This is a genomic window from Kutzneria buriramensis, assembly GCF_003387475.1.
Taxonomy (GTDB): domain Bacteria; phylum Actinomycetota; class Actinomycetes; order Mycobacteriales; family Pseudonocardiaceae; genus Kutzneria; species Kutzneria buriramensis.
In genome coordinates this window covers 255,989-273,072 of record NZ_QUNO01000017.1, presented here as the reverse complement: position 1 = coordinate 273,072, position 17,084 = coordinate 255,989, and the positions used below count along the sequence as shown (strand labels likewise).

The window sequence follows — 17,084 nt, the reverse complement described above, 5'->3', positions numbered from 1 at the left end:
GGTGGCGGGGCCCGGCAGGGTCGCGTCCGCGTTACGCCGACCGCAACCGTAGGAGCGTGCCCCGTGGCAAACCGGCCTCCCGTCGGACTACCCACGTTGTCCCGACGCAGCCGCATCCTGATCATCGTCGGGGTGATCGTCCTGATCGGGCTGATCCTCAGCTCCCGGGTGCTGTCGACGTACATCGACTGGCTCTGGTTCGGCGAGGTCGGCTTCCGGTCCGTGTTCTCCACGACGCTGCTCACCAAGCTCGTGCTGTTCCTCGTCGTCGGCGTCGTCCTCGGCGGCCTGGTCTGGGCCAACCTGCTCGTCGCCTACCGCACCCGGCCGGTGTTCGTGCCGCTGTCCGGGCCCGACGACCCGGTCTCCCGCTACCGCATGGTCGTCAGCCGCCGGCTCAAGCTGTTCGGGCTGGGCATCCCGCTGGTGATCGGCTTCCTGTGCGCGGTCACCGCGATGAACGACTGGCAGGAGGCCCAGCTCTTCCTGCACGGCACCAGCTTCGGCAAGACCGACCCGATCTTCAACATCGACATCGGCTTCTTCGTGTTCACGCTGCCCTTCTACGAGTGGGTGCTGAACTGGCTGTTCGTCGCGACCGCGCTGTCCTTCTTCGGCGCGCTGATCACCCACTACCTGTTCGGCGCGATCCGGCTCGCCGGCCGCGGCGGCCAGCTCTCCGGCCCGGCCCGAGTCCAGCTCTCCGTGATCGCCGGCGTCTTCGTGCTGCTCAAGGCCGTCGCCTACTTCTTCGACCGGTACGACCTGCTGACCGCGCAGAGCAACCCGCAGGCGTTCGGCGCCACCTACACCGCGCTCAACGCCGTCATGCCGGCCAAACTGATCCTGCTGTGCATCGCGGTGTTCTGCGCGCTCGCCTTCTTCGCCGGCGCGTTCCTGCGCAACCTCCAGCTGCCGGCCATCGCCACCGCGCTGCTGGTGCTGTCCGCGCTGCTGATCGGCGTCGCCTGGCCGGCGGTGCTCCAGCAGTTCTCCGTCGCGCCCAACGCGAACGAGAAGGAATCGGTGCCGATCTCGTACAACATCGCGGCCACCAAGGACGCGTTCGGCCTCGGCGACGACAAGGTCAGCTACAAGGACTACAGCAACACCCCGACCGCGACCTCCGACCAGATCAAGTCGGACGTGCCGACCGTGTCCAACGCCCGGCTGCTCGACCCCAGCGTGCTCTACCCGACGTTCAAGCAGTTCCGCCAGGGCCGCAACTTCTACGACTTCCCGCAGAAGCTCGACATCGACCGCTACAAGGTCAACGGCGTCACCAGCGACTACATCGTCGCCGCCCGCGAGATGAACACCAACGGGCTCGCGGACAGCCAGAAGAACTGGATCAACGAGCACCTCGTCTATACGCACGGCAACGGCTTCGTCGCGGCCAAGGCCAGCAACGTCACGCCGACCGGCTACCCCGACTTCACCGTCAGCGAGCTCAACTCCGACGGCAAGGTCAGCGAGGGCGCCATCAACGTCGAGCAGCCCCGCATCTACTACGGCGAACTCCAGGGCGACGCCAACGACTACGCCATCGTCGGCGCGCCGTCCGGGCAGAGCCCCAGCCAGGGCCAGGAATACGACACCGACTCCACCAAGTACACCTACCAGGGCAGCGGCGGCGTCTCCATCGGCAACTGGTTCAACCGGCTCGTGTTCGCGGCGTACTACGGCGAGCGGAACATCCTGTTCAACTCGGCCATCACCGACAACTCGAAGATCATGTACTACCGGGACCCGGCGGACCGCGTGAAGAACGTGGCCCCCTGGCTCACCCTGGACAGCGACCCGTACCCGGCCGTCGTCGACGGCAACATCGAATGGATCATCGACGGGTACACCACGCTCACCAACTATCCGTACTCGCAGCAGACCCAGCTCGGCGACGCCACCGCCGACTCGCTCAACAGCAACGGCGCGGCCCGCCAGCAGAACCAGGGCGTCGGCTACATCCGCAACTCCGTCAAGGCCACAGTGGACGCCTACACCGGACAGGTGAAGCTCTACTCCGTCGACGACACCGACCCCGTGCTCAAGGCGTGGGAAGCGATCTACCCCGGCACCGTGCTGCCCAGCAGCGCCATCAGCGACTCCCTGCGGGCCCACTTCCGCTACCCGGAAGACCTGTTCAAGGTGCAGCGCGGGCTGCTCGCCAAGTACCACGTCACCAACCCGCAGAACTTCTTCTCCAGCGTCGGGTTCTGGAGCGTGCCCAGCGACCCCACCGCGGTCGACAACCCCACCAACGTGCAGGCCATCCAGGCGCAGACCTCGCCGCAGCCGCCGTACTACGTGATGTCCAGCAACCCGGCCAGCCCCGGCGCCAACGCGAGTTTCCAGCTCACCAGCCCGCTCGTGTTCCTCGGCCGTGACTTCATGTCCGCCTACGTGTCCGTCGCATCGGACCCAGGACCCAACTACGGCAAGATAACCGTGCTCAAGCTGCCGACCGACACCCAGACACCCGGTCCCAAGCTGATGCAGACCCAGTTCATCACCACCAACGGCAACGCGCTCAACCTGTTCCGGCAGCAGACCACCAACATCAAGTACGGCAACCTGCTGACCCTGCCCGTCGGTGGCGGCCTGCTCTACGTCGAACCCGTCTACGTCGAACAGAGCAGCAACTCCAACACGTCCTACCCACAGCTGTCCCGAGTGCTCGTCAGCTACAACGGCGGCGTCGGCTTCGGCAACAGCTTCACCGACGCCCTCAACCAAGCACTCAGCGGCGCCACCCCCGCCACCGGCGGCGGCAACGGCGGAGGCGGCGGAACCACCAGCACCAGCACCCCGCCCACCAGCACCACCGGCAGCGGCGGGCCGGGCGCCAGCCCCAACCTCACCAAGGCCGTCAACGACATCAACGCGGCCATCCAGGCGATCAAGAACGCCCAAGCCAGCGGCGACTTCCAAGCCCTCGGCAACGCCTACAAGGCCCTCGACGACGCCACCAAGGAGTTCGCCGCCGCCCAGAGCCAGACCGGCACACCCACCACAACCACCGGCGGACGATGACCTCCGACACATGAGCGACACCTGATTTGCATCAGGTGGCAACCACCCCGTAGAGTAATAACTACCGACGCGGGGTGGAGCAGCTCGGTAGCTCGCTGGGCTCATAACCCAGAGGTCGCAGGTTCAAATCCTGTCCCCGCTACAAATTGGCAGATCCCTGCTCGCGGAAAGCGCGGGCGGGGATTTTCCGCTTTTGTATCTGGGGGGCGACCCCCAGACCCCCGATGTGGGGGCTTCGCCCCCACGCCCCCTTCGGGCCTTCGCTTCGCTCGGCCCCGGTTTGGTGGGTTGCGTTCGTGGTGGGGTTGCCGTTTGGTCGGTTGGCTGGGTGCGTTGTGGTGGCGGGGGTCGGCTTCGCTTCGCTCGCCTGCATGGGGTGGGTGCTTGGGATCGGTGTTCTGGCTCCACCGCCACCGCCGCCTGTGGCGATGGGTGGTTGGCTCACCTCACCTCACCTCACCTCACCTTGCCGTTGCGGTGCTGCGTGATCGCTTGGGCTGTCGTGGGGTGATGCCCGTTTGGGGTGTGGCACCTGGCTGCGTTGTCTGGCGCCTTGTCTAGGTGCGGGTCGGTTGTCTGCTGGTGTTGCGCCGTTGGGTCGGTGGCGCTGCGGCTGAGCTGTCTTCGTGGGGGCACGGGACTTGTGGAGGGTGGTGTCGGGGCGGGGAGGGCGAGAGGGTCGGGGACATGGAGAAGGTGAGCAGGCGGCGGGTGCTGAAGGCGGCGGGCGCGGGGGTTGTCGCGTGGGGAGCGGGAGGAGCGTGGCTGTGGGAACAGCCGGCGGTTGCGGGGACGCCGGGGGTGGAGGGGGTGCACCTGACGTTCGGGGAAGACCCGGCGGCGGAGATGACGGTGTCGTGGATGTCGGAAGGGGCGGTGAGCCGGCCGCGGGTGAGAGTGGGGACGGTCGGCGGCGGCTACGGATGCGTGGTGGGGGCGGAGGGGGAGAGCTACCGGGACTCCGTGAGTGGGCGGGTGGTGTGGGTGCATCACGCGCGGCTGGCGGGACTGCGGGCGGGGGAGCGGTACGTGTACCGGGTGGAGCAAGGGGACGCCGCGCCGGTTGAAGGGACGTTCAGGACCGCGCCGAGAGGGCGGGCGGCTTTCACGTTCACGAGCTTCGGGGACCAGTCGACGGCAGTGCAGGGAGACACGCTCTGGTCGCCGCACGCGGGGGACATCGTCGACCAGGTGGAAGCGGTGGACCCGCTGCTGCACCTGATGAACGGGGACCTCTGCTACGCCAACATCAACCCCGATCGGGTGAAGGTGTGGGGGGACTGGTTCACGACGAATGCTCGGTCGCTGCGGAACCGGCCCTGGATGCCGGCGGCGGGAAACCACGAGAACGAGCTCGGGAACGGGCCGATCGGGTACGGGGCGTACCAGGCGTACTTCCGGCTGCCGGGCGGCGGAACCAGGGACCACGAGATGCGGGGGCTCTGGTACGCGTACACGGTGGGGGCGGTGCGGTTCGTGCACCTCGCCAACGACGACGTGGCGTACCAGGACGGCGGGGGCAGCTACGTCCGCGGCTACAGCGGTGGGGCGCAGCGGGCGTGGTTGGAGCGAGAGCTCGCCGCCAGCAGCAGGAGGCACGACATCGACTGGATCGTGGTGTGCATGCACCAGACGGTCATCTCGTCGGCGGACTTCAACGGGGCGGACCAAGGCGTCCGTGAGGAATTCGTGCCGCTGTTCGACCGGTACGGGGTGGACCTGGTGCTCTGCGGACACGAGCACCACTACGAGCGGTCCCATCCGGTGCGGGGCGTGGTCGGCGGATCGGCGACCCTCACGCCGAACCCGGTGGCGACGGACACGCAGGTGATCGACACGTCCAAGGGGACGGTGCACATGATCCTCGGTGGCGGCGGCACGTCGGCGCCGTCCAACCAGACACTGTTCACGCCGATCAAGGCGAAGATCATCACGGGGGTGGGGGCGGCCAACCCGACCACCGGGAAACGGCCCTCGGTGTTCGCGTACGAAGAAGCGCCGTGGTCGGCGGTGCGCGACCACGACCACGCCTACGGGTTCGCCGGATTCGAGGTCGAGCCGGGACACCCTGGCGGATACACCCGGATCAACGTCACGTACTACGACTCGCTCGGATCCGGCCGCGACAAGCTCGTGCCCTACGAGCGGTTCACGCTGCAAAAGCGCAGGTCGCACGGTGTAGTGGGGGGCGATTTGTAATGGGTTGCCCGCGTCGGCTAGAGTAATAACTACCGACGCGGGGTGGAGCAGCTCGGTAGCTCGCTGGGCTCATAACCCAGAGGTCGCAGGTTCAAATCCTGTCCCCGCTACAAATTGGGAGATCCCTGCTCGCGGAAAGCGCGGGCGGGGATTTTCCGCTTTTGTATCTGGGGGCGACCCCCAGACCCCCGATGTGGGGGCTTCGCCCCCACGCCCCCTTCGGGCCTTCGCTTCGCTCGGCCCCGGGTTGGTGGGTTGCGTGCGTGGTGGTGGGGGTGGTGTTTGGGTGGGTTGGCTGGGTTGCGTTGTGGTGGTGGGGGTCGGCTTCGCTTCGCTCGCCTGCATGGGGTGGGGCAGGTGTGGATGCGTGTGGCGGAAATGCCTGTGGGTGGGAAAAGGGGTGCGCCGGTGGTGGCCGGCGCACGTGGGGATGTGGTGGAAAGTGGGGTCAGCTCATGTTCTCCACCCAGAAGTGGGCGCAGGCCACCGAACACACACGGCCCTCGCCGGTCACCTTCCGGTGCTTGCGGATCTGCTTCCCACACACCACACACTCGTCCTTGCCGGCCTGACCGGGAATGCCCCCTGAGGCCCACGCACGCGCGTGCTGCACAACCTTGTGCTCCATCCACTTCATGCCCACAGCGGCACCTCCGCCCATCAACTCCGGTGGACAACCGCCCACCCGCCGGAATGGTCCCGTGACACCAGCCCGCCCCGAAGAGGGCAAGCCCAACTCCACCGATTCGGAGGATCATCCGAACACTGAGATGGGCGTACCTCGGCACACACCGTGACGATCCAGCCCATCCGGTGCCCCCGGAACACCGCAACCGACGGCTGGAAGGCCACTTGTGGTGGGCATCACGACGGGTCGGAGCCGCGCAACGCGGCCAACCACAACGCCAGGGCGGCGGTGATCACGGTGGCGCCGAGCCAACTCCACACCGCGCCGCCGTCCAGATACGCCCAGAGCAGGCCGATGATCGGGGCCGGCACGATCAGCACGGCATCGGCGCGCAGCTGGCGCAGCCAGCCGGAGGTGGTCACGGCCCGTATCCGCACCGAATCGTCGATCTCGGACGGGTTGTCGGTCCGGCGGCCCCGCGGGTCCTCCTTGACGACGCGACCGGACGGATAGACGACGGTGTCGCCGACCCGGGCGGCGACCCAGCGGGTGTGGCGCGGATCGCCGAAAAGGGCGATCGTGCTGGGCGTGGGCAGGGTGACCAGCACCGGATCGAAGTAGACGGGAATCCAGCGGCGCGGGAGATCCTCGGTTTCCAACCACGAACGGGCCAACAGACCCGACTGGATGCGGACCCTGCGCACGGGAATCTGCACGGTCGGGCGGCGCGGCAGGCCAACTCGGGTCACGAAGCGAACCGCCGTGACCAGCAGCATGAGCACGGCGACGATGACGACGAACAGCAGCTCGCCGCTCGCCCGGTCGGCGGCGACGAGGAGCTCGGCGCCGGGGATGACGGCATGCGAGGGGGACTCGGGGTCGTAGCCGACGGGCACGGTCACGCCGACCTTGGGCGGCGGGCCGTCCAGCTGAACGGTGGCGTGACCCTGCGGCCAGCTGACGTCGGCGGTGTCCGCATCCTGGTCCACGCGGTCGACGTGCGCGGTCGACCGGGACGTCAGCGGGGCCAGCCCGGCGCGGGCGTCGGCCAGGGTGGCGGCGCTGAAGGCGGCCACCACGCCGCACACGACCAGCACCAGGACGGTGGCGGCCAGCCCGTGTCGCACTGCTCGCGTCCGGATGCCCATGGGCACATCCTGCCCAGACCTCCGTCCGTAGGTTCCCGCAGGGTGGGAAACGCGCAAGACTCGGCTGTCGCCTGCATAGGGTGGCGAAACTGGGAACTGGGGGCTTCAGGGGAAGGCAAGCGAGTGAGTCGAACGCCACGTGCGCTGCTCGCGATCGCCGTTTCGGTGACCGCGTCCGCGCTGCTGTTGTCGGCCTGTGGGGGATCGGCAGGTTCTTCCGCGCCGCCGCCCACCAAGAAGATCGGGCAGAACGACATCAATGCGATGTCGCGGGACAAGGTCAAGGACGGCGGCATTCTGCAATGGGGTATCGAGCAGTACCCCAGCAACTTCAACATGTTCGCCATCGACTCCGGCAGCGGTGACACGCCCCCGGTCGTCGAGTCGTTCATGCCCACCCCGGCCATCGCCGACGCCAGCGGCGACTGGGGACCCGACCCCGATTACGTGGAGTCGTTCAAGCTCGTCTCGTCCGACCCGCAGAAGGTCGAGTACAAGCTCAACCAGAAGGCCAAGTGGAGCGACGGCACGCCGATCACCTGGGAGGACTACAAGTCCGAGTGGCAGGCGCTCAGCGGCAAGAACACCGCCTACGAGATCGGTAGCTCGGCCGGGTACTCCAGCATTTCCGACATCAGCAAGGGCAGTGACGACTACGACTTCACCGTCACCTACGACCCGAAGCTCGCGGAATGGCAGGACCTGTTCAACGTCCTCTACCCGAAGTCGATGACCTCCAGCGTCGACGAGTTCAACAAGGGCTGGAAGGACACGCCGAAGGTCACCGCCGGCCCGTTCAAGGTCGGCAACCTGGACAAGACCGGCAACAACGTCACCGTGGTGCCCGACGACAAGTGGTGGGGCGACAAGCCCAAGCTGGACAAGATCGTCTTCAAGTACTACTCCAGCGCCAACGTCGAGGTGGACGGCCTGGCCAGCGGCGCGTTCGACTTCGCGAGCGTCGCCTCCAACATCGACGCGTTCAAGCGCACCTCGGCGATGTCGAACGTGACGCTGCGGCGGGCCAACCTGCCCAACTACCGCGAGATCGTGTTCAACGGCGCCGGCAACTCCATCCTCAACGACCAGAAGCTGCGGGTCGCCGTCATCAAGGGCATCAACCGGGACCCGATCGCCAAGGCCGAGATCGGCCAGCTGATCCCGGACGCCAAGCCGCTGGGCAACCACATCTTCCTGCCCGGCTTCCCCGGCTACCAGGACAACTCGGCCGGCTACCTGTACAACCCGGACGAGGCCCGCAAGGAGCTCGACGCCGACGGCTGGACGCAGCCGGCCGGGGCCAAGTTCCGCAGCAAGAACGGCAAGCAGCTGACCATCCGGGACGCCATCGCCGGCGGCGTGAAGTCCTCGCTGGACGAGGCCCAGCTGGTGCAGCAGCAGCTCGCCGCGATCGGCGTCGACCTCCAGATCGTGCAGGACGACCCGAACACCTTCTTCGACCAGCACATCACGCCCGGCGACTTCGACATCGCCAACTTCGCGCAGATGGGCGACAGCGCGCCGCCGGTCACCAATGCTCAGAGCTGGTTCATCAGCGGCGACCAGCAGCAGGGCAACGTGGGCCGGATCGGCGACCAGAAGATCAACGACCTGCTCAAGCAGGCGTCCTCGGAGCTGGACCAGGACAAGCGCTACGCGCTGGTCAACGAGATCGACAAGCAGGTGTGGGCGCTGGGGCACTCGCTGCCGCTCTACCAGCGGCCGTCCATCGTGGCCTGTCGCAACGGCCTGGCCAACTTCGGCGACACCGGCCTGGCCAGCATCCGCTACCAGGACATCGGCTGGGCCAAGTAATGACTGGTCAGCGGGGTGCCGCCGCGCGGAGACAGCGAGGCGACAGTGGCGTTGTGTGTGATGGACCCCGCCGGGCCGGGCGGCGCGCCACCCCGCGCTGACCAACTGGGGGTCTGCGCGGTGCGGAAACCGCCCGCCCGGCACCCACGGACATGAAGAACGGCGGCCCGGGCGAGAATCGCCCGGGCCGCCGCCGTGTCAGACCCGATCAGCTGTTGGTGAAGCCGATCTTGGCGTAGTCGATCGGGTTGGTGGCGAAGCCCATCGCGCCGTAGTTCGCGACGTTCTTCTTGGTGGCCACCGCGCCCGGCAGCTGGTACAGCGGGAGCTCGCCGGCGATCTCCCAGAGCTGCTTGTCGATGTCGTTGGCCTGCTGGGCGCGCTTGGTGTCGTCCAGCTCGCCGACGGCCTTGTCGAAGGCGTCGTTGATGGCCTGGCTCCCGACGTGGCCGTAGTTCTGCTGGGTGTCGGTCGGGTCCTTGAAGTCCAGCGTGTAGATGCCCTTGCTGCCCGACATCGGCGTGCTGCCCGCGGTCCAGCGGAACGTGGTCAGGTCGAAGTTGCCGACGATGACGTACTTAGAGAAGAAGTCGGCGGTGGGCACCGCGTTGATGGTGACCTTGATGCCGGCCGCGCCCAGCTGCTGCTGGAGGATCTTGCCGGTGTCCTCGGAGGCCGGGGTGCTGGAGCTGACGTAGGTCAGGTCGAGCTCCTTGCCGTCCTTGGACCGGTACTGGCCGTTCTGCTTCCAGCCCAGCGCGTCCAGGTCCTTCTTGGCCTGGTCCAGGTTGAACTTCAGGTCACCGGCGTTGTCCTGGTACTCCTTGGTGCCCTGCGCGTAGATGTGGTTGTTCAGCGCCGGCGGGTTGGGCGTGATCTTGCCGATCTCCGCGTTGGCGATGGACTGCCGGTCGACGGCCTTGAACACGGCCTGGCGCAGCTTCTGGTCGGCCAGGATCCGGCCCTGGCCGCCGTTGAGCGTCAGGTGCGCGGTGTCCGGGGCGACCGCCTGGTGCAGCGTCACGTTCGGCATGGACTTGTAGCGGGTGATCGCGTCCAGCAGCGCGTTGGTGTCGGCGACGTCGATCGCGCCCGAGGCCATGGCGTCCGGCATCGACGGGCGGCTCATCACCTTGAACAGGATGGCGTCCAGGTAGGGCTTGTCGCCCCACCAGTTCGGGTCGGCCACGACCTGGACGGTCTTCGCCGTCTGGTCGATCTTGCCGATCTTGAACGCGGCGCCGGTGATCTTCGGCGCGTCCACCCAGCCGGTGTTGAACTCGGTCGGGTCCGAGTTGAGCTCCTTCGGGTACAGCGGGCTGAACAGCGACTTCCACTCACCGAAGGGCTTGGAGAAGGTGACCTTGACGTCCTGGTCGTCGGAGCCCTTCTCCACGCTGCCGATGTTCTCGTAGCCGACGGTGCCGGTGACCTGGTAGGCCTTGTTGGAACCGTTCATCGCCTTCCACTGCGCCTGGAAGTCCTCCCAGGAGAAGGCGCGCCCGTTGGACCACTTGGCCTTCGGGTTGATCTTGTACTCGATCACCTGCGGGCTGGTCGAGGTCTGCTCGACCGACGTCACGATGTCCTTGTTGGCCGTGAGCGACGCGTCCGCGTTCTCGGTGAAGACCCAGGGCTCGACCGTGTTGGACAGCCGGGCGCTGGCGACGTCGTTGCCGTCGACCTCGTTCTGGTTCCAGTTCGCGGACGGCGAGTCGATCGGGAACTGGAGCGTCCCGCCCTTCTTGATGTTGCTCTCCGGCTGCGGGTTGATGTCGTTGACACCGGCCTTGGTGTCGGCCTTCGGCAGCTGACCGCCGCCACCGCCGCCACCGCAGGCGCTCAGGGTGAGCGCCAACGCGAGGGCCGGCGCAGCCAGCGCCAGCACCTTCCTTCTGCCCATCGAACTGACCTCCGTTGTTACTCGGCACCGATGACGACGTTGTCGCTCGGGTCTGTGGCTGGGGCCCCGTCGCATCCGGTCACCGCGTGTTCCCCGGTGTGCACCAACGGTGATACCTCCCCAGTTGTGGCGCTGGCCCGGCGACGTGGAGTCACCGGGCCAGACCGTCACTGCTCGTGTCGGTCGTTCATGTCAGCGTGACGGCCGTAGCCGTCGCGCGCATCTCAGACCACCTGCTTCGCGCGGGCGAAGTGACAGGCCACCTCGTGGTCGTCGCCCTGCGACTCGCGCGGCGGTTCCACCTCCACGCACTTGCGCTTGTCCGAATCGGACAGTGTTGCGTGCAGGAAGCAGCGGGTCCGGAACCGGCAGCCCGACGGCGGATTGGCCGGGCTCGGCAGGTCGCCGGACAGGATGATGCGCTCACGCTGGCGCTCCTTGACCGGGTCGGGGATCGGGATCGCCGACAGCAGCGCCTGCGTGTACGGGTGCTTCGGCTCGCCGAACACCGCGTCCACGGCGCCGATCTCCACGATCTTGCCCAGGTACATCACGGCCACCCGGTCGGCGATGTGCCGGACCACGGACAGGTCGTGCGCCACGAACAGATAGGACAGGCCCAGTTCGGCCTTCAGCTTGTCCAGCAGGTTGATCACACCCGCCTGGATGGACACGTCCAGCGCGGACACCGGCTCGTCCAGCACCAGCAGCTTCGGCTCCAGCGCGAGCGCCCGGGCGATGCCGATGCGCTGGCGCTGCCCGCCGGAGAACTCGGCCGGGTAGCGGTCCGCGTGCTCGGCCCGCAGCCCCACCAGGTCCAGCAGCTCCGGAATTCGCTTGCGGATGTGGGTAGCGTCGAAGCCGTGCACCTGCATGGGTTCCGCGATGACGTCGCCGATCGGCATCCGCGGATCCAACGACGCCAAGGGGTCCTGGAACACGACCTGCATGTCCCGGCGGATCGCCTTGCGCGCCTTGCCGTCCAATGTGGACACATCGCGGCCGAGCACCGAGATGGAGCCGCCGGCCGGCCGCTCCAGTCCGAGGATCTGCATCAGCGTGGTGGTCTTGCCGCAGCCGGACTCGCCGACCAGGCCGAGCGTCTCCTGCTCGCGGACCTCGAAGCTGACGCCGTCCACCGCGTGCACGGTGCCGACCTTGCGCTTGAGCACCACACCCTTGGTCACGGCGAAATGCTTGACCAGCGAGTCCACCTCAAGCACGACGGGGCGCTCCGCGCGCGGCCGCAGCGCGGCCTTGGGCTCCTCGACCAGCTCCGCGCCGAACACCTCGACGGCCGCCTCGATCGCGGCCGCGTTGCTGGCCTCGACGCCGTCGATGCTGTCCTCCACCTCGGCCTCGGTGGCGGCCAGTTCGGCGCTGCGGATGCACGCGGCGCGGTGCCCGCTCGTGCTGTCCACCTCGGACAGTTCGGGCTCGGCGGTGAGGCAGTCGTCCACGGCCAGCGGGCAGCGCGGCGCGAACGGGCAGCCCTGGGGCAGGTCCACCAGCGACGGCGGCTGGCCGTGGATCGGCACCAGCGGCAGCTTCTCGGCGGCGTCCAGCCGGGGCAGCGACCCCAGCAGGCCGAGCGTGTACGGCATGCGCGGCTGCTGGTAGACCTCGTTGACGTTGCCGGACTCCACCGCGCGGCCGGCGTACATCACCAACAGCCGGTCGGAGAAGCCGGCGACCACGCCGAGATCGTGGGTGATGATCACGATGCCGGCGCCGGTCACCTCCTTGGCCGTCTTGAGCACCTCGAGCACCTGCGCCTGCACGGTCACGTCCAGCGCGGTCGTCGGCTCGTCGGCGATGATCAGGTCCGGGTCGTTGGCGATGGCCATCGCGATCACCGCACGCTGCCGCATGCCGCCGGAGAACTCGTGCGGGAACGCCTTCACGCGCGCCGCGGCGTTCGGGATGCCGACCAGGTCCAGCAGCTCCACCGAGCGGTTGGCGGCGGCCGCCTTGGACAGCCGACCCCTGCCGTGGATCAGCAGCGCCTCCGCGATCTGGTCGCCGACGGTGTACACCGGCGTCAGCGCGGACAGCGGGTCCTGGAACACCATCGAGATCCGGCGGCCCCGGATCTTGGACAGCTGCACGTCGGACAGGCCCAGCAGCTGCTGGCCCTGGAAGCGGATGGAACCGCTGATCCGCGCCTGTTCGGGCAGCAGACCCATGACAGCCAGCGAGGACACCGACTTGCCGGAGCCGGACTCGCCGACGATGCCGAGCACCTCGCCGCGGGCCACCTCGTAGGTCAGGCCGCGCACCGCGTGCACGCGGCCCGCCTCGCTGGGGAAGGAGACGTCGAGGTCCGCGACCTCGAGCACCGGTCCGTCGCCCGCGCCGTCAAGCACGCTCTCGTCCAGCGTGATCTCCGAGGCGCTCATGCCAACTTGTCCTTTCGCTTCTTCTCCCGGCGGCGCGCTCGGGACGACGTCGGGTCCAGCGCGTCCCGCAGCCCGTCGCCGACCACGGCCACCGACAGCAGGGCCACCACCAGCAGCACGGCCGGCGCGTAGAACAGCCACGGGAAGGTCAGCGCCGAGCCGGTGCCGGTCGCGATCAGCGTGCCCAGCGAGACGTCCGGCGGCTGCACGCCGAAGCCGAAGTAGCTCAGGCCCGACTCCTGGAGCACCGCGCTGCCGACGTTGATGGTCGCGTCCACGATCAGCAGCGACGACATGTTCGGCACGATGTGCTTGAAGATGGTGCGCCACGGCGACTGCCCCATGAAGCGGGCCGCGCTCACGTACTCCCTGGTCTTCAGGGTCAGGGTCATGCCGCGCACGATGCGAGCGGTGATCATCCACTGGAACAGCACCAGCAGCACGACCAGGATCAGCCAGCTGGAGCCCTTGAAGATGGGGCTGGCGATGGAAATGATCAGGAACGACGGCAGCACCAGCAGCAGGTCGACGATCCACATCATGGCGCGGTCGGTGATGCCGCCGAAGAAGCCGGCGGTGGCGCCGACGACCGCCGACAACGCGGTCGAGATCACGCCCACGAGCAGGCCGATCGTCAGCGACTTCTGCAGACCCCGCATGCACGCCACGAACATGTCGGTGCCGATGTTGTCGGTGCCGAACCAGTGCGTCAGCGACGGCGGGTCGTAGGTGTTGGTGGTGTCGTGGAATTCGTAGCTGTACGGCGAGAACAGCGGATAGCTGAACGCCACGATGTACAGCACGATGATCACGATGATGCCGCCCAGCGCCCAGCGGTTGCGCATGAACCGGCGGCGCACCAGGGCGCCGCGCGAGACGGGCCTGCTCTGCGGGACGTCGGCCGCGGCCTCGTCGGCGGCGGCCGGGTTCACGGTGGTGCTCATGTGTCTCTGGCCTCCTACACCCGGATCCGCGGGTCGAGCAGCGCGTACAGCACATCGGACAGCCAGCCCGACAGCAGCACGCAGACGGCGACGAACAGCGTGACCGTCGCGGTCACGTTGGTGTCCTGGTCGTTGATGCCCTGCACCAGCCAGGCCCCCATGCCCTGCCAGTTGAAGATGGTCTCGGTGAACACGCCGCCCACCACCAGCAGGCCGAAACCGAAGGCGAACAAGGTGGCCATCGGGATCAGCGCGGTGCGCAGGCCGTGCTTGAACAGCGCGCGCCGCCGGGTGAGGCCCTTCGCCTGCGCCGTGCGGAGGAAGTCGCTGCCCAGCACGTCCAGCATGGCGCTGCGCTGATAACGGCTGTAATAGGCGATCTGGCCCAGGACGATGGTCACCGTCGGCACGATCAGGAAGCGCAGCCGCTCGTCGAACGAGGCCAGCCAGCCGGCATTGGGATCGAGAGTTCCGCTGTACTCACCGGTGAACTGGAGCCATTCGCTGCCGGTGGCGTTGTTGATGGCCTGTGCCACCTGTTTCACCAGCGGGCCCAGCACCAGCACCGGGGTTGCGAGGATCACATAGGAGAAGAAGGTCGAGATGTAGTCGAACAGCTTGTACTGCCTGATCGCGCTGCCGACGCCGATCAGCACGCCCAGCAGGATGCCGATGGTGATGCCCAGCAGAAACAGCCGAAGGCTCACGCCGACCCGGCGCCACAGCTCGTCGGTGATCTGGTGATCGGTGGTGGTCGTGCCGAAATCCCCGTGCAGCACGCCTTCGCCCCAGGTCAGGAAGCGTTGCGGGATCGGCTGGTCCAGATGGAGTTCGGCGCGCTTGGCCTCGATCGTCGCGGCGGGCGGCGGCGGGTTGTGCTGCCTGAGCAGGCTCAACGGGTCGAACGAGACCGAGGACAGCGTGAAGGACAGGAATGTCGCCACCACGCAGAGCACGATGTAATTGATCAGTCGGCGAACCAGGAAGCCGAACATCGGCTAGCTCCTCCCAACGGCGGAACGGATCCGCGCCCGTCGGTGGAAGGATGAGACAGTGGTGGTCGGAGCGGTCACCCGGGGGATTCTGCGGCTTACTCCCAGTTCCCGCCACCCTCCTCCGGCCGGATTCTTGCGCCGATTGGGTAACGAAGGGCATACACGCTGCTCCGGACGGCGCAACGACAAGGCCATTCGGTGATCAGCCACTGTGGACTGAACGGCAGACCATTGTGGACAGCCGCGCGCGGGCGTGGCACCGTAGTGGTGTGTCTGAACTGAACGCAACTGCCGCTGCACTGCTCGGATTGCTGCACGACGGTCCCAAGACCGGCGGGCAGCTGGTCACTGCGGCCGGTGAGCGCTTCGGCGCGTTCTTCAGCGTCACCCGCAGCCAGGTCTACCGGGAACTGCCGGCGCTGGCCGAGCAGGGTCTGCTCAAGTTGGGCAAGCAGGGCCCGCGCTCCAGCCAGCAGTACGTGATCACCGCGGCCGGCAAGAAGGCCTTCAAGACCTGGCTGACCACCGAACCCGGTCCCGACCACCTGCGCTCGCCGCTGATCCTGCGGCTCGTGCACGCCAGCTCGCTGACGCCCAAGCAGCGTGCCGGCCTGGTCGATTCCGCCAAGGTGGTCTACGGGGCGGAGCAGGAGACCCACCGGAGCGCCGCGAAGACCGCGGAGGACCCGTACGCCAAGGCGGTGGCCGAGTTCGCGCTCGCCCACGCCAAGGCGGTGCTCAAGCTTCTGGAGAGCATTCCGACCAGCTGAATAGGGAAGAGCGAGGGCTCGGGGGCACGTGTGTCCGCGGAAAGCGTGGACCACGTCGCCCTCAGAGTCCTGCGGGGGCTTCGCCCCCGCACCCCCGACCCGAGCGCGCAGCGTTAGCCATGGCTGACGTAATCTTGGGGATTGTGAACCCGGACGTCGAAGCCGACCTCAAGGAATTGTCCGCGACCCTGGCGAGTGTCGAGGCCGTCATGGACCTGGACAAGCTGCGCGCGGACATCGAGCGGCTGGAGGCCGACGCGGCCCGTCCGGATCTGTGGGACGACGTCGAGACCGCGCAGCAGGTCACCAGCCAGCTCTCGCACAAGCAGGGCGAGCTGCGCCGCGTCAGCGGCGTCCGCCAGCGGCTGGACGATGTGGCCGTGCTCTACGAGCTGGCCGAGGACGCCGAGGACGCCGACAGCGTGGCCGAGGCCGACGCCGACCGGGCCAAGCTGCGCGAGGAGATCGCCCAGCTCGAGGTCCGCACCCTGCTGTCCGGCGAGTACGACGAGCGCCAGGCGCTGGTCACCGTGCGCTCCGAGGCCGGCGGCGTGGACGCGGCCGACTTCGCCGAGATGCTCATGCGGATGTACCTGCGCTGGGCCGAGCGGCACGGCTACCCGACCGAGGTCTACGACACGTCCTACGCCGAAGAGGCGGGCATCAAGTCGGCGACGTTCCAGGTCAAGGCCCCGTACGCCTACGGCACGCTGTCGGTGGAGCAGGGCACGCACCGGCTGGTGCGCATCTCCCCGTTCGACAACCAGGGCCGCCGCCAGACGTCGTTCGCCGGCGTCGAGGTGGTGCCGGTGGTCGAGCAGACCGACCACGTGGACATCGACGAGAAGGACCTGCGCGTCGACGTCTACCGCTCCTCCGGCCCCGGCGGCCAGGGCGTCAACACCACCGACTCGGCGGTCCGGCTGACCCACATCCCGACCGGCATCGTGGTGTCCTGCCAGAACGAGCGCTCGCAGCTGCAGAACAAGGCGTCCGCGATGGCCGTGCTCCAGGCGAAGCTGCTCGAGCGGCGCCGGCAGGAGGAGCAGGCCAAGATCAACGCCCTGAAGGGCGACGGCGGCTCCAGCTGGGGCAACCAGATGCGCTCGTACGTGCTGCACCCGTACCAGATGGTCAAGGACCTGCGCACCGAGTTCGAGGTGGGCAACCCGTCGGCGGTGCTCGACGGCGACATCGACGGCTTCCTGGAGGCCGGCATTCGGTGGCGGCGCAGCTCCGGGCAGTGACGAAAC

General features: G+C 67.8%; 11 protein-coding genes and 2 tRNA genes. 7 read left to right on the top strand and 6 right to left on the bottom strand.

The features are described 5' to 3' along the window. The first annotated feature begins 63 nt into the window (after positions 1–63). From BCF44_RS40940 to BCF44_RS40925, 4 genes are all read left to right on the top strand, one after another. Positions 64–3,030, top strand: a complete 2,967-nt coding sequence (locus BCF44_RS40940) for a UPF0182 family protein (RefSeq protein WP_116179875.1) — start codon at positions 64–66, stop codon at positions 3,028–3,030. Positions 3,031–3,098: 68 nt separating this feature from the next. Continuing rightward, a tRNA-Met gene (locus tag BCF44_RS40935) sits at positions 3,099–3,172 on the top strand. A 545-nt stretch (positions 3,173–3,717) separates the two neighbouring features. Next, positions 3,718–5,229: a purple acid phosphatase family protein gene (locus BCF44_RS40930; protein WP_116179874.1), complete on the top strand. Its 1,512-nt coding sequence runs from the start codon at positions 3,718–3,720 to the stop codon at positions 5,227–5,229. A gap of 36 nt (positions 5,230–5,265) precedes the next feature. Beyond that, a tRNA-Met gene (locus BCF44_RS40925) sits at positions 5,266–5,339 on the top strand. A 338-nt stretch (positions 5,340–5,677) separates the two neighbouring features. On the opposite strand, the gene BCF44_RS40920 is transcribed toward BCF44_RS40925, so the two are convergent. Beyond that, positions 5,678–5,866, bottom strand: coding sequence for a hypothetical protein (locus BCF44_RS40920; protein ID WP_246016105.1), 189 nt, complete (start codon positions 5,864–5,866; stop codon positions 5,678–5,680). Positions 5,867–6,093: 227 nt separating this feature from the next. Then, a complete protein-coding gene (locus BCF44_RS40915; protein ID WP_170218025.1) occupies positions 6,094–7,005 on the bottom strand; it encodes a hypothetical protein in 912 nt (303 codons plus the stop codon). Positions 7,006–7,128: 123 nt separating this feature from the next. On the opposite strand from BCF44_RS40915, the gene BCF44_RS40910 reads away from it, so the two are divergent. Then, on the top strand, positions 7,129–8,820 hold the full coding sequence (locus BCF44_RS40910; protein WP_170218024.1) for an ABC transporter family substrate-binding protein: 1,692 nt from the start codon (positions 7,129–7,131) through the stop codon (positions 8,818–8,820). 208 nt (positions 8,821–9,028) lie between these two features. Here BCF44_RS40910 and BCF44_RS40905 read toward each other — a convergent pair whose 3' ends face one another. The 4 genes from BCF44_RS40905 to BCF44_RS40890 form a co-directional block, all read right to left on the bottom strand. Continuing rightward, positions 9,029–10,723, bottom strand: a complete 1,695-nt coding sequence (locus BCF44_RS40905) for an ABC transporter family substrate-binding protein (RefSeq protein ID WP_246016096.1) — start codon at positions 10,721–10,723, stop codon at positions 9,029–9,031. Between the two features lie 224 nt (positions 10,724–10,947). Beyond that, on the bottom strand, positions 10,948–13,122 hold the full coding sequence (locus BCF44_RS40900) for an ABC transporter ATP-binding protein (protein ID WP_116179869.1): 2,175 nt from the start codon (positions 13,120–13,122) through the stop codon (positions 10,948–10,950). Next, entirely contained in the window at positions 13,119–14,066 is a 948-nt protein-coding gene (locus BCF44_RS40895; protein WP_116179868.1) for an ABC transporter permease, read from the bottom strand. Before BCF44_RS40895 ends, BCF44_RS40900 begins: the two co-directional genes overlap by 4 nt. Positions 14,067–14,080: 14 nt before the next feature. Next, on the bottom strand, positions 14,081–15,061 hold the full coding sequence (locus tag BCF44_RS40890; protein WP_116179867.1) for an ABC transporter permease: 981 nt from the start codon (positions 15,059–15,061) through the stop codon (positions 14,081–14,083). Positions 15,062–15,330: 269 nt separating this feature from the next. Here BCF44_RS40890 and BCF44_RS40885 point away from each other — a divergent pair, with 269 nt between their 5' ends. Together BCF44_RS40885 and prfB are read left to right on the top strand one after the other, a co-directional pair. Continuing rightward, positions 15,331–15,831 carry a PadR family transcriptional regulator gene (locus BCF44_RS40885; RefSeq protein ID WP_116179866.1) on the top strand — a complete coding sequence of 167 codons (501 nt, stop codon included), beginning with the start codon at positions 15,331–15,333 and terminating at the stop codon, positions 15,829–15,831. A 143-nt stretch (positions 15,832–15,974) separates the two neighbouring features. Then, positions 15,975–17,078, top strand: coding sequence for a peptide chain release factor 2 (gene prfB / locus BCF44_RS40880; RefSeq protein ID WP_211353462.1), 1,104 nt, complete (start codon positions 15,975–15,977; stop codon positions 17,076–17,078). Positions 17,079–17,084: the final 6 nt, after the last annotated feature.